Origin of the sequence: Roseivirga sp. BDSF3-8, assembly GCF_041449215.1 — a bacterium.
Taxonomy (GTDB): Bacteria; Bacteroidota; Bacteroidia; order Cytophagales; family Cyclobacteriaceae; genus JBGNFV01.
In genome coordinates, this window is sequence record NZ_JBGNFV010000001.1 from 1,729,677 (window position 1) to 1,742,550 (window position 12,874).

General features: G+C 48.6%; 12 protein-coding genes. 8 read left to right on the forward strand and 4 right to left on the reverse strand.

The window, feature by feature from the left end; translation table 11 throughout:
- Positions 1-3 precede the first annotated feature (3 nt).
- From gatA to AB9P05_RS06935, 3 genes are all read left to right on the forward strand, one after another.
- Positions 4-1,461: an Asp-tRNA(Asn)/Glu-tRNA(Gln) amidotransferase subunit GatA gene (gatA, locus tag AB9P05_RS06925; protein WP_371908087.1), complete on the forward strand. Its 1,458-nt coding sequence runs from the start codon at positions 4-6 to the stop codon at positions 1,459-1,461.
- Positions 1,458-2,861, forward strand: coding sequence for a LysM peptidoglycan-binding domain-containing protein (locus AB9P05_RS06930; RefSeq protein ID WP_371908088.1), 1,404 nt, complete (start codon positions 1,458-1,460; stop codon positions 2,859-2,861). The genes gatA and AB9P05_RS06930 overlap by 4 nt, the downstream gene beginning before the upstream one ends.
- Positions 2,862-3,239: 378 nt before the next feature.
- Complete coding sequence (locus tag AB9P05_RS06935; RefSeq protein WP_371908089.1) at positions 3,240-3,992, forward strand: TerC family protein; 753 nt, start codon at positions 3,240-3,242, stop codon at positions 3,990-3,992.
- A 120-nt stretch (positions 3,993-4,112) separates the two neighbouring features.
- Here the strand turns inward: AB9P05_RS06935 and AB9P05_RS06940 are convergent, their stop codons facing one another.
- Positions 4,113-5,033 carry a DMT family transporter gene (locus AB9P05_RS06940; protein WP_371908090.1) on the reverse strand — a complete coding sequence of 307 codons (921 nt, stop codon included), beginning with the start codon at positions 5,031-5,033 and terminating at the stop codon, positions 4,113-4,115.
- Between the two features lie 2 nt (positions 5,034-5,035).
- Positions 5,036-6,025, reverse strand: a complete 990-nt coding sequence (gene dusB, locus AB9P05_RS06945; protein WP_371908091.1) for a tRNA dihydrouridine synthase DusB — start codon at positions 6,023-6,025, stop codon at positions 5,036-5,038.
- A gap of 37 nt (positions 6,026-6,062) precedes the next feature.
- On the opposite strand from dusB, the gene AB9P05_RS06950 reads away from it, so the two are divergent.
- The 4 genes from AB9P05_RS06950 to AB9P05_RS06965 all read left to right on the forward strand — a co-directional run bounded on the left by AB9P05_RS06950 (position 6,063) and on the right by AB9P05_RS06965 (position 10,123).
- Complete coding sequence (locus AB9P05_RS06950; RefSeq protein WP_371908092.1) at positions 6,063-7,205, forward strand: lysostaphin resistance A-like protein; 1,143 nt, start codon at positions 6,063-6,065, stop codon at positions 7,203-7,205.
- On the forward strand, positions 7,189-8,019 hold the full coding sequence (locus tag AB9P05_RS06955) for a phosphatidate cytidylyltransferase (protein WP_371908093.1): 831 nt from the start codon (positions 7,189-7,191) through the stop codon (positions 8,017-8,019). The genes AB9P05_RS06950 and AB9P05_RS06955 overlap by 17 nt, the downstream gene beginning before the upstream one ends.
- Before the next feature lie 95 nt (positions 8,020-8,114).
- Positions 8,115-9,389, forward strand: a complete 1,275-nt coding sequence (locus tag AB9P05_RS06960) for a Glu/Leu/Phe/Val dehydrogenase (RefSeq protein WP_371908094.1) — start codon at positions 8,115-8,117, stop codon at positions 9,387-9,389.
- A 74-nt stretch (positions 9,390-9,463) separates the two neighbouring features.
- Complete coding sequence (locus AB9P05_RS06965; RefSeq protein WP_371908095.1) at positions 9,464-10,123, forward strand: phosphatidylserine decarboxylase family protein; 660 nt, start codon at positions 9,464-9,466, stop codon at positions 10,121-10,123.
- 79 nt (positions 10,124-10,202) lie between these two features.
- On the opposite strand, the gene AB9P05_RS06970 is transcribed toward AB9P05_RS06965, so the two are convergent.
- Both AB9P05_RS06970 and ribD read right to left on the reverse strand, forming a co-directional pair.
- A complete protein-coding gene (locus AB9P05_RS06970) occupies positions 10,203-10,691 on the reverse strand; it encodes a GAF domain-containing protein (RefSeq protein ID WP_371908096.1) in 489 nt (162 codons plus the stop codon).
- Positions 10,692-10,701: 10 nt separating this feature from the next.
- Entirely contained in the window at positions 10,702-11,769 is a 1,068-nt protein-coding gene (gene ribD, locus AB9P05_RS06975) for a bifunctional diaminohydroxyphosphoribosylaminopyrimidine deaminase/5-amino-6-(5-phosphoribosylamino)uracil reductase RibD (RefSeq protein ID WP_371908097.1), read from the reverse strand.
- Between the two features lie 247 nt (positions 11,770-12,016).
- Here ribD and prmC point away from each other — a divergent pair, with 247 nt between their 5' ends.
- Positions 12,017-12,868, forward strand: a complete 852-nt coding sequence (gene prmC, locus AB9P05_RS06980; protein WP_371908098.1) for a peptide chain release factor N(5)-glutamine methyltransferase — start codon at positions 12,017-12,019, stop codon at positions 12,866-12,868.
- The last annotated feature ends 6 nt before the right edge of the window (positions 12,869-12,874 follow it).

Below are 12,874 nucleotides of genomic sequence, written 5' to 3' on the forward strand. Positions count from 1 at the left end.
TACATGCGTTACGATTCCCTGAGTGAGATCCGGAAGGACATAGAGGCAGGTACTACTTCCTGTGAGAAGCTGGTAGAACACTACCTGAAGAATATCCGCGAAAAGGCGCACCTCAATGTCTTTCTGGAAGTATATGCAGAAGAGGCCCGTGAGGCTGCCCGCCGGGTAGACCAACGGATAGCTGACGGCACCGCCGGTAAACTGGCGGGTATGGTAGTGGGCCTTAAAGATGTACTTTGCCACAAGGATCACGGCTTGCAAAGCAGCAGCCGCATACTCGATGGGTTCGTATCTCAGTTTAACGGCACAGCGGTAGATCGTCTGTTGAAAGAAGATGCGATTGTCATAGGCAGACAGAGTTGTGATGAATTTGCCATGGGCTCGTCAAATGAGAACTCGGCTTTCGGCGCGGTTCTTAATGCTGACGATGAAAGCCGTGTACCGGGAGGGAGTTCCGGAGCTTCTGCGGTGAGTGTACAGGCTGATATGTGCCTGCTCTCGCTTGGCTCGGATACGGGAGGGTCTGTAAGACAACCGGCTGCCTTCTGTGGTGTATACGGCCTTAAACCAACATATTCACGCATAAGCCGCTATGGGTTGGTGGCCTATGCCTCTTCATTTGATACGATTGGCGTCTTTAGCAGAAGTATTCAGGACTGTGCTCTGATGCTGGAGGTGATCGCCGGGGCAGATGAGCAGGACAGTACTGTATCACGTGAAGGGGTACCAGCTTACAGCAGGCATCTGGATAACAACCGCACGTACCGTATCGCCTATATAGCCAATACGCTTGACCATGATGGGCTCAGCGAAGAGGTGAAGGATGCTACTCTGCGGAAAATAGCCCTCCTGAAGGAACAGGGGCATTCAGTAGAGCCGGTCGAGTTTAGCTTACTGGACTATGTATTGCCCACCTACTATATACTTACGACGGCCGAGGCGAGTTCTAACCTGTCACGGTATGACGGAGTAAAGTATGGCTACCGGAGTGAAAACGGGCATGACCTGGAAACTATGTATAAGCTGACGCGGAGCGAAGGTTTCGGTGAAGAAGTCAAGCGGCGTATTATGCTGGGCACTTTCGTATTGAGTGCAAGCTACTACGACGCGTATTATACCAAAGCCCAGAAGGTGCGTCGCCTTATTTGTGATGAAACGGCAAAGCTACTGGAGGAATATGATTTTCTTATCTCCCCCACGACTCCTACGACGGCTTTCGGGCTGGGTGAGCATTCAGATAATCCTTTGGAGATGTACCTGGCTGACCTTTATACGGTACAGGCCTCTGTTTCCGGCATACCTGCCATATCTGTTCCCGTCGGGCGGGACGGTGATGGACTGTCGATAGGGCTGCAGGTAATGGCCGGTTCTTTTAAAGAGCAGGATTTGCTCGCCTTTGCAAAATATTTAGGCGCTGTAAGCGTAAGTGATAAAACCAGTAACTATACTCTCTGTAAATGAAGCAACTATATATCATCTTCTCTCTTGTCGTATTTAGTCATCTGACAGGCTTGGCGCAACTGCCCTCTGCCGAAAATGACTTCATGACAGAAGCAAAAGAGGATGAGGAGCTTTATTATCCGGAGTATGATTACGACTATATACCTGATGCCAGCTATGACCTGGTGGAAGATCGCCTGCAGTGTATAGAGAATGAAATTCCACTTAATTTTCACCCGCGCGTTAAATCATTCGTTGATTATTTTACTGTCCGTGACCGCGACTACTCTCGCCTGATGATAGAACGCAGCACGGTTTACTTCCCATTATTTGAGAAATACCTGGCTGAATATGGGCTACCGGATGAGCTTAAGTACCTGAGCATAGTGGAATCGGGACTGGCGCCCGGCGCTGTATCGCGTGTAGGTGCTGTCGGGCTTTGGCAGTTCATGCCGGCTACAGGCCGTTACTTTCAGCTTCACCAGGATTTCTATATTGATCAGCGTATGGACCCTGATGAGGCCACGCGGGCTGCCTGTGCCTACCTGAAGGACCTTTACCGCCAGTTTAATGACTGGGAGCTGGCTCTGGCTTCATACAATGCCGGGCCGGGTAATGTGAGAAGGGCTATACGCCGCTCAGGCTATAAGAAGACCTTCTGGGAAATATACGATTACCTGCCTAGAGAAACCCGCTCGTATGTGCCTCAGTTTGTGGCGGTAACGTACATGATGAACTATCATGAAGAGCATAACCTGCACCCTCAGGAGTACCGTTATGCTATGGAGCAGGACACGATACTGGTAGACCACTACGTTGACCTGGCGACGCTTTCATCGCTGGTGGGGCTGTGCCCGGATGACCTGAAGGAAATGAACCCTGCGCTTTACCGTGCAGCCGTGCCGGACGACATAAGTAAATACCCTATCCGTATACCAAGTGATGTAAAGGAGTTGCTGGACAGTAACCGTGTAGCCTTTCTGGACAGTGCATCCAGGGTAGGACGTGACCGGCTGGAGTACCTGGCCCGCCACTCTGTTGGTAGCACTTATGGCCGTAAGCACATGACGCACCGCGTACGTAGCGGTGAGGTGCTTGGCTCTATTGCACAGCGATACGGGGTGCGTGTGGCAGACATACGTGCCTGGAACAACATCAGGGGAAACCTGATCCGTGTAAACCAACGCCTGAATATTTACGTGTGGCCCGGACGCAGTATGTCTACTGCCAGCGCATCTACATCTTCTTCTAAACCTGTGACCACCTCCTCAGGTGGGAAAAAGTATTATCATGTACAACCCGGGGACTCTCTGTGGAGTATCTCTAAAAAGTATCAGGGGCTAAGCATCGAAAAGATCAAGGAGCTGAATAACCTGAAGACAAATAAGATCAAACCGGGCCAGAAGCTTGTGATCGGTTAGGCATAATTTCAGACTTTACCAGCCGTACTGAGCATTAAGTAGTCCCGTCCAGGGGTTAAATCTGCTTCGGATATAGCACTTTTTTCATATCCTATCAAATTATTAAGGAAATATGCGTTTCAACGAATAAAATTCATCTTTTGCGATGATTATTATTCGAATAATGGATAAGTTGTATCCAATTTTGTAAGACTACTTCGGGATGGGGAACACGATTATTTGTTGTCACCCGAAGCACACTTACCTTCATTGTGTTAGTGTCAGTTAGAGCCCGGAAAACATTCCGGGCTTTCTGCTATTACCCTTTTCAGAAGGTGCAATCCATTACTTGTTTTTAGCACTATTGTTTATCATTGTAGCCACTAATGCTTTTTTGATATGGAAACCATGCTCTCCGGTGATGTTATTATCAGTTTTTTATCTCTTACCCTCATGGAGATCGTGTTGGGTATTGATAATATTATTTTCATCTCTATACTCACTGCGAGACTTCCGGAGCACCAGCAACAAAGGGGCCGGGTGATAGGTCTGCTACTGGCGCTGCTGGTAAGGATCGGGCTGTTGTTTGCTATAAGCTGGCTTGTAGGCCTGCAGTCTTCCCTGTTTACGGTATTCGATCATGATTTTAGCGGGCGTGACCTTATTTTGATGGCGGGCGGCCTGTTCCTGCTCTACAAAAGCACCACTGAGATACACGGTAAGCTGGAAGGGGAAACGGAGGAAGAGAAGAATGTACGGGTGAGCGGGTTTAGCCAGGTTATTTTTCAGATCATTCTGCTGGACATAGTCTTCAGTTTTGATAGTATCCTTACGGCGATTGGGCTGGTAGACAACATCTGGATAATGGTGGCGGCCGTAATCATTTCTATAGGCGTAATGCTGCTGGCTGCTAAGAGGATAAGCGATTTTATACACAAACACCCTACTTTAAAGATGCTGGCTCTTGCCTTTCTGCTTCTTATCGGGGTTATGCTGATCCTTGACGGCTGGGGGGAGCATGTCCCTAAGGGGTATATCTATTTTGCTATCTTCTTCTCCCTGTTTGTGGAATTCTTAAATATCCGTACAAGCCGTAAGGCGGCGAAATCGGTGGAGCTGAAGCAAAAGTACTCGGAAAAGGAGGGTGATTAAGAGGCAATAAATAGCATGGGGTCATCCGGCTATGGGTAGGCCTTTTAATCATTTAATTGGTCGCGCCTGACTGACTGGGACATGCCGGGGCAATTATCACGAGCGGTTTCACACTCTAGATCATACTATGGCCTTTTGCGCTTTTTTCTTTGGCCGGTTGGCCAGCCATACGCCGAGTATGATAGCCACTGTACCCAGAAGGTGACCAGGAAGAAGTTGCTCATTGTCTAATACGCCCCATAAAAGGGCGACTATTGGGATGATATAGGTAACTGAGCTGCTGAAAACAGGGGTACTCATTTTGATAAGCTTATTGAAAATGATAAGGGCAAGGGCAGTGCCCACCACACCTAAGGCTAAAATACCGCCAAGGGGCAGCCAAACGCCCGGGGTGGAGGTAGTCTTCGCTAAAAACCCTGTAAAGCCAAACAGGTAAATGGCGGCAATAGGCCCCACGGAAAGGAGGGACACGGATGTGATGACCAGTGGCCTCATGCCTTCAAAGTTGTATTTGATGAAGTTGACATTGATGCCGTAACAGATGGTGGCCATCACGACAAAAAAGGCGTAATAATTCAGGTCTGACCAGTCACCTCCTGATCCGGCGAGCACCAGGATAGCGGTACCTATAAAACCTAACGATAAGCCGACTGATTGCTGGCGATTTATAGGCTTTGCAAAGAGCAGGGCACCGAATATCAGGGTGAACAGTGGCGTGAGGGCATTAAGTACGCCTGTAACGCTGCTGTTTAGCTGCGTTTGGGCCTTTGCAAACAGAAAGGCAGGGAAGAAACTACCCACCAGGCCTGCCACAAATAGCAGGAAGAACTCTCTGCCACTAAGGTTCCTTAGTGGCTTGAGGGCTAGAGGCATTAAAAAGATGGCGGCACTGAATATACGTAATGCCCCTACTTCACCGGGGCTGTAGATCTGCAGGCCTTTCTTGATAAGAATAAAGGAGCTGCCCCAGATGAGGGCAAGAAAAATGAGTAAAAACCAGGCAAGGCCGTTGCGGCTATTGCCCAGAAAAGGTATGTTCATTACTAAACGGCTTCAAACGTGTATGCCTCCCTGATCTTGTCAAGGGTATCGATCACCTCCTGAGGTGACTCTGATTCTACGAGCACCATACGGAAAGGTTTGAAGTTAGGCAGGCCCCGGAAATAGTTGGTATAATGCCGGCGCATTTCAAAGAGGCCCTTTTTATCCCCCTTCCACTCAAGGCTGAATTCAAGGTGCTTTTTGCAGACATTTACACGCTCTTCCAGTGTGGGAGCGGGCAGTTTCTGACCGGTAGCCATATAGTGCTTGATCTCGTTAAAAATCCAGGGGTACCCGATAGCGGCCCGGCCAATCATAATGCCATCCACACCATACTTATTACGATACTCCAGGGCTTTTTCGGGGCTGTCGATATCACCATTGCCAAAGATGGGGATCTCTATCTCAGGCATATTTTTTACTTCGGCGATGTATTCCCAGTTAGCGACTCCCTTGTACATTTGCTTGCGCGTGCGGCCATGAATGGTAAGGGCCTTGATGCCGGCATCCTGCAGTCGCAGGGCTGCTTCTTTGATCTTGATGGTACTGTCATCCCAGCCGAGGCGTGTCTTAACAGTTACGGGCAGGTTTACGCGCTTTACAATCTCGGCAGTCATTTTCTGCATCTTTGGCAGGTCCTGTAATATGCCAGCTCCGGCGCCTTTACAGGCTACCTTTTTTACAGGACAGCCATAATTGATGTCGATCAGCTCGGGACGGGCTTCTTCGGCAATGGCTGCCGCCTCCCGCATAGAGTCTATCTTGTCGCCGAATATCTGAATGCCTATCGGTCGCTCATAATCGTAAATATCAAGCTTTTCCACACTTTTGACCGCATCACGGATCAGCCCTTCGGAGGAGATGAATTCCGTATACATCATGTCTGCACCGTTCTCTTTACACACGGCCCGGAAAGGCGGATCACTCACATCTTCCATCGGAGCAAGCAGCAGGGGAAACTCTCCCAGTTCGAGGTCAGCTATTCGTACCAATTTTATATTTCCTTTTTTCCAGTAAATTTACGCCAATATGATTAAAATGGACAGCCTTGCACCGCTTTCTATGCACAGACCGCCCTGGCTTTCTCTAATAGTGGCGATTTTGTTCTTTGTAGGAGGCATTATTTTTATAGGCCCCATGCTGGGTATACTGGCCCTATTACCCCTTTCAGGCCTGGATGTCAACACTATGAATGAGATGTTGACCAACCCTTCGGCCTTTCCTGAGGCCAAAACGGGAATCCTGCTTTTCCAGGGAATTAATTCATTCGGTGCTTTCATCATCGCCCCTTTGCTATACTTACTTGTGACCGATAAAGTTCATCCGGGGTATTTCTTTAATACGCGAAATGCAAAACCGGGAGCCTTACTGCTTTGTGCAGCTATCACGTTTTTCTATATGCAGGTGAATGGTGTCTTTATCGAATGGAATGCCGGGCTTACTCTTCCGGAGGGCCTTGCGCCTGTGGAGGCGTGGATGAAGAATGCAGAAGACACGGCCATGCGTATGACGGAATTTCTAACGGACTTTAGCAGTCCGGGGTATTTTCTACTGACGGTTCTGGTACTGGCTATACTACCTGCGATAGGTGAAGAGTTGCTTTTCAGAGGAATTTTTCAGAATCTGATAGCCCGGTGGTTTGGCAATATCCATGTGGGTATCTGGGCTTCGGCCTTTCTATTCAGTGCTGTGCATATGCAGTTTTACGGGTTTGTGCCCAGACTGCTATTAGGGGCTCTCTTTGGCTATCTGTATATTTGGTCAGGAAACATGGTTTATGCCATGCTGGCCCACTTTATCAACAACTTTTTGTCTTTGCTTGCACTGTACCTGGTGCAGCAAGGGGTTATAGATGTTGACTTTTCTGCAACCGAAACGCTCCCCACGGGTTCCCTACTTATAGCGGCTGTACTGGCTATAGCAGGTACCGTCTTTTTCAAAAGGCTTTTTGGGGAACATAATGATAAAGAAAGCTGGGAAACTGTGTACCGCTCGCCGGAAGAATACCGGGCGCAGATGGTCACCGACATCCTGGAAAAAAAAGGGCTCAACCCGGTGCTGCTTAATAAAAAAGAGTCAGCTTACGGTACTACAGGTGACTACGAGGTCTCTGTAATACGAAATGAGGCGGATGGAGCTCACCAAATCATAAAGAATGATATCGAGTTTTAGTAATTTAAGTAATTTAAAACAGCGGCTTTTATCGGCCATAGTGGGTGTTATCATAGTGGTGGTATCCCTGATCACCAGCGAGTGGACGTATTTTGTTACACTGCTGGCGCTATGCACTCTAACTCAATTAGAGTTTTATAAACTGGTAGGTATTGATGGGATGATCCCTCTCAAAACGTGGGGGACATTTACCGGAATGTGTCTTTTTTCGCTGAGCTTTCTGGTAGAACGCGAAACGCTACCTGCCTCTTATTACTTTCTCATATTCCCTCCCCTGAGTCTCGTCTATTTTATTAAACTTTATCGCAAGGCTGATAAAAAGCCCTTTACTAACATTGCTTTTACTTTTTTAGGTATAATCTACGTAGCACTGCCTTTTTCATTGCTCAATGTGTGTGCATATAGCCAGGGTTATTACAGCCATGAGATCATACTTGGCTGTCTGCTGATCCTATGGGCCAGTGACACAGGGGCTTACTTCGCCGGGGTAAACTTCGGGCGTACGAAGCTGTTTGAGCGCGTCTCTCCCAAAAAATCGTGGGAGGGTAGTATTGGTGGTGCTATCACGGCTATGGGGATGGCTTTTGCCGTAGCGTATTTTTATTTGGATCTGTTTGACTGGCAATGGCTTTGTATAGGAGGCATAATAGTAGTGGCCGGCACCTACGGTGACTTGGTTGAGAGCCTCTTTAAACGGAGTATTATGATAAAAGACTCTGGCCGCGGTATCCCGGGGCACGGAGGCTTTCTGGACCGTTTTGACGGGCTACTTCTGGCAGCGCCATTCATTGCCACATTCTTAAAATTATTCTGAAATACTGCCGTTACATTGTTCATTGATTTCGCTTTTATTTCATGAGCATTTCGTTACTTTGCAAACGTATTCGGTAATCAACTGAAAGAGTCTGTATGGCCTATATCGAACCTGCTCCTATTAAGGATAAGGAGAACCCTTTTGAATCGATGATGTCCAGGTTTCACATCGCAGCACAAACGCTGGGGTTGGACGATGAGATTTATAACGTACTGAAATCACCTGCCAAGCAGGTGTTGGTATCACTCCCTATCACCATGGACGATGGTTCCATTCAGGTATTTGAAGGGTACCGCGTCATTCACTCAAATATTCTGGGGCCATCTAAGGGTGGCATTCGCTACGACATGGGTGTAAACCTGGATGAGGTAAAGGCCCTGGCGGCCTGGATGACCTGGAAATGTGCGGTGGTGGATATACCATACGGGGGTGCCAAAGGGGGTATTCGCTGTAACCCGCGTCAGATGTCTGCGGGCGAGATAGAGCGCCTCACTCGTGCCTTTACCTCCGCCCTCATAGAGATATTCGGACCGGATCGTGACATACCTGCACCTGATATGGGAACAGGGCCCCGAGAAATGGCCTGGTTGATGGACCAGTACTCCCGCTCATACGGGCGTACGGAAAACGCCGTGGTTACGGGTAAACCTCTGGTCCTTGGAGGCTCACTGGGAAGACAGGAAGCTACCGGTCGCGGAGTGATGGTGTCGGCCCTGGCTGCTATGGAGAAACTGAAGATTAACCCTTACCGCGCTACGTGTGCTGTACAGGGCTTTGGTAACGTTGGCTCTTTCGCAGCCCTGCTGCTGGAAGAGCGCGGGCTGAAGGTAGTCGCTATCTCTGACCTTTCAGGAGCCTACTATAACCCTAAAGGCATTCAGATCCATGAGGCCATAGAGTACCGTAATAAAAACAACGGCTCGCTGGAGGGCATGGAAGGTGCAGAAAAAATTGGTGGTGACGAGCTTCTGGAACTGGACGTGGACCTGCTGATTCCTGCGGCTAAGGAGGATGTAATCACTATACAGAATGCCGAGCGCATTAAGGCGAGGCTTATTGTGGAGGGTGCCAACGGCCCTACTTCGGCCCGTGCTGATAATATCATCAATGATAAAGGCATTATGGTAGCCCCCGACATTCTGGCTAATGCTGGAGGGGTAACTGTAAGCTACTTCGAGTGGGTGCAGAACCGACTGGGCTATAAATGGACTGGCGAGCGTGTAAACCGTCGCTCAGACAGGATTATGAAGGAAGCCTTTGACAATGTGTACCGCACATCAATTGAATACAAGGTATCAATGAGAATAGCGGCTTATATCGTAGCCATCGATAAAGTAGCCAAAACATATAAGTTCCGCGGAGGTTTTTAATAATAACTCCCGAGACAGTATTATAGCGCAGGCTTACGGAGTTTGCGCTATTTTATTTTTATACCGAGAATACCATGACCATACATAAGGAAGGCCGTTCACTATTACTGGCCATGTTTACTTTGCTACTAATCATCAACGCAGTAGTATATATTTACTCTTCAAATGAAACGGTAGAGGGCCTTGTCACCATAGGTAGTATCATTCTTTATTTACTGGTACTGCAGTTTTTCCGTAACCCACGCATCACCTCGCCGGTAAATGAAAAACACGTACTGGCTCCTGCGGACGGAAAGGTGGTGGTGATAGAGGAGGTGGAAGAACCGGAGTATTTTAAAGGGCGCAGGCTTCAGATCTCAATCTTTATGTCGCCTGTAAATGTGCACGTGAACCGCAACCCGGTGGCCGGGGTGATAAAGTATTTTAAATACCACGCGGGTAAATACCTGGTGGCATGGCACCCCAAAAGTAGTACGGATAATGAGCGAACTACTATTGTGATCAATACACCCTCGGGCGTAGAGGTACTTATGCGTCAGATAGCAGGAGCTATGGCTCGCCGAATCAAATGGTATATAGATGAAGGGGACAAGGTAGAGCAGGGACAGGAGTTTGGCTTTATTAAGTTTGGCTCGCGTGTGGATGTGCTGCTACCGATAGACTCAAAAGTAACTGTAAATATCGGAGATAAGACTAAAGGTGGCCGCACGGTACTTGCGGAACTTACTTCCTAATAAAGGTTTAAAGCATTTAAGTAAAAGAGCGCAGGGCCTGTCGGCCCTGCGCTCTTTTACATTACAGGCATCTGCACTGTTACTGAAGAAGCTTTTCTACTCTACGCATAAGCTTTTCCAGTCCTTCTTTATCAGCTTCGTCAAAACTGCCCAGCTCGTCGCTATCTATGTCGAGAATAAAAGCGACCTCTCCTTGCTGATTGAAGCCAGGTACCACAATTTCGGAGCGTGAGGCACTGCTGCAGGCAATGTGGCCAGGAAAGGCATCGACGTCTTCAACAACGATGGTTTCTGCCTTGTCCCAGGAGGTACCGCACACCCCTTTTCCTTTACGGATGCGGGTACAGGCTATGGGGCCCTGAAAGGGACCTAAGACGAGTTCGCCATTTTTCACACTATAAAAGCCTACCCAGAAAAAGCCAAAAGCCTCTCTCAGGGCTGCAGCAACATTGGCCATATTGGCTACGTAATCAGTTTCGCCGCTTATCAGTGCCTCTATCTGTGGAATAATGGTCTCGTAGACTTCTTTCTTTTCTTTACTCTCAGGTAAAATCAGCGTTTCTGCCATATACTTATCCTTATGCAGGTACGGTTTTATCGTTTATATAGATTGTTAACTGGTCACCGTCCAGGTGCTGTATGCCTGCTACCGTGCCCTTAACCGGAGCGGCGGCAACTCCTTTACCAAAGGATTGCCTGCCGGTAAATACGCGCATCTCGTCCCAAAGGTTCTCCTGCAGGAGTAATTGGTGCAGGGTACTGCCCCCTTCTACCAGAATGGACTGAATATTTCTCTGGTGCAGATCGGTCATCATCTCCTGTATAAAATCACGGGCCGGCAGGGCTACTTCTGTATAGGTTTCAGCCTGGGGGGCAGGTTCACCGCAATGGTAGAGAATGGTAGGGGCGTTGCCATCAAAAAGATGCAACCCGGGATGGCTTGATCTTAAGCGATTTTGACGGTCAATTACAATTCGTACGGGGTTTGAGGAAATCATTGTCCAGTCGCGTATATCCAGGCGCGGGTTATCATAAGCAGCGGTTTTACTACCGATCATTATGGCCTGCTCTTCAGCTCTGTACTTATGTACAATTTTTCTTGAAAGGGAATTACTGATCCATTTGCTGGAATAATCCTCTCTGGCAGTGAAGCGATCGGTGGTTTGAGCCCATTTAAGCACCAGATAGGGGCGTTTTTTACGCATAAAAGTAAAAAACCGCCGGTTAATCCACTCTCCCTTTTCAGCGAGTACACCTACGGTTACGGGTATGCCTGCGGCCCGGATACGTGCTATACCTCCTCCGTCTACCAAGGGGTTAGGGTCTTCGTTACAAACTACTACCCTACCCACCTTTTTTTCAATCAGGAGATCGGCGCAGGGAGGGGTTTTGCCATAGTGGGCACAGGGCTCGAGGGTAACGTAAACAGTGGAATGGGGTAGCAGGGCGTGATCGGCGACACTGGCGACGGCGTGTACTTCTGCATGGGGGCCACCGTAGGATTGGTGCCAACCCTCACCGATTATGCGGTCGTCATGCACAATAACAGACCCTACCACAGGGTTGGGGCGCGCACTACCCAGACCAAGAATGGCGAGGTCGAGCGCCCGTTGCATATACCTTTCATCAGTTGGCCTCATATCCATAGGGCAAAACTAGAAGGCTACAGATAAAATGGTAGCAGGATGAGGTTATTTTTTGGAAGAACCGCATTGCTGCCCTGCTTCTGGTATCTGTTGTTTTTCCCTGAGGATAAGTTATTGGGGAGGATTTGACAAAATAAAGTATGTACTTTTGCGGAGAAGGTAAGGCATAACTTCTTCTTAAGTGGCAAAGACGCCCTTACCCCTTTACCTGACGATAATGATCCGTTAATCATTAAACACCTACGCATTGGAAATAAAGGCCGGGGAAATATTCCGTGACACAGCGAAAAGTCTGAAAGGGGTTTATGAATCTCCCGAAAATGACAGTGTGGCAATGTTATTGATAGAAGGGGTTTTAGGTATTAGTCGGAGGAATATCCTGCTGGATGAGTCAATGGAGATAGATGCAAGCATGCAACATAAGCTCCGGGAAGCTGTAGAAAAGTGCCTGGCACATATACCGGTACAGCATGTTTTGGGTGCGGGAGCTTTTTATGGCCGCGATTTCCGTGTAGGCAGGGATGTACTGATACCCCGTCCGGAGACCGAGGAGCTTGTTTACCTTGTATTGAGTACCTACAAGGGTAGGTCTCTGAAGGCGGTGGATATAGGCACGGGTAGCGGATGTATTGGTATCACCCTGGCGCTGGAGCACTCCGCGGCGGAGATTATGGCGCTTGATGTATCAGAGGCGGCGCTGGAGGTGGCCAAAGATAATGCTGACCGATTGGGAGCTAAGCTACAGTTTGTGCAACTGGATGTGCTGGCAGAGCCTCTGCCGACCAGTGAGCTGGATGCTGTGGTGAGTAATCCGCCTTATATTCCGGTGAAGGAAAAAAAGAGTATGGAGCAGCGGGTAACGGTGTATGAGCCAGAGATGGCTCTATTTGTACCGGATGAGGACCCGCTACTGTTCTACAGGCGCATAGGTGAGTTAGCTCTTTTACACCTCAGAGAGGGTGGCGGGCTCTTCGTGGAAATACACGAGTCATACGGCATGGAAGTGGTGGCATTGTACCGTGAGCAGGGCTATAAGATGGTGGAATGCTTGCCGGATATGCAAGGCAAGCCACGTATGGTCAGGGCCTTCCGGCCCTGATATGAT

Coding starts and splice junctions, on each gene's coding strand:
- gatA (WP_371908087.1), top strand. CDS start 4: ATGCGTTACGATTCCCTGAGTGAGATCCGGAAGGACATAGAGGCAGGT.
- AB9P05_RS06965 (WP_371908095.1), top strand. CDS start 9,464: ATGACCATACATAAGGAAGGCCGTTCACTATTACTGGCCATGTTTACT.
- AB9P05_RS06960 (WP_371908094.1), top strand. CDS start 8,115: ATGGCCTATATCGAACCTGCTCCTATTAAGGATAAGGAGAACCCTTTT.
- AB9P05_RS06955 (WP_371908093.1), top strand. CDS start 7,189: ATGATATCGAGTTTTAGTAATTTAAGTAATTTAAAACAGCGGCTTTTA.
- ribD (WP_371908097.1), bottom strand. CDS start 11,769: ATGGATATGAGGCCAACTGATGAAAGGTATATGCAACGGGCGCTCGAC.
- AB9P05_RS06935 (WP_371908089.1), top strand. CDS start 3,240: ATGGAAACCATGCTCTCCGGTGATGTTATTATCAGTTTTTTATCTCTT.
- AB9P05_RS06940 (WP_371908090.1), bottom strand. CDS start 5,033: ATGAACATACCTTTTCTGGGCAATAGCCGCAACGGCCTTGCCTGGTTT.
- AB9P05_RS06930 (WP_371908088.1), top strand. CDS start 1,458: ATGAAGCAACTATATATCATCTTCTCTCTTGTCGTATTTAGTCATCTG.
- AB9P05_RS06950 (WP_371908092.1), top strand. CDS start 6,063: ATGATTAAAATGGACAGCCTTGCACCGCTTTCTATGCACAGACCGCCC.
- AB9P05_RS06970 (WP_371908096.1), bottom strand. CDS start 10,691: ATGGCAGAAACGCTGATTTTACCTGAGAGTAAAGAAAAGAAAGAAGTC.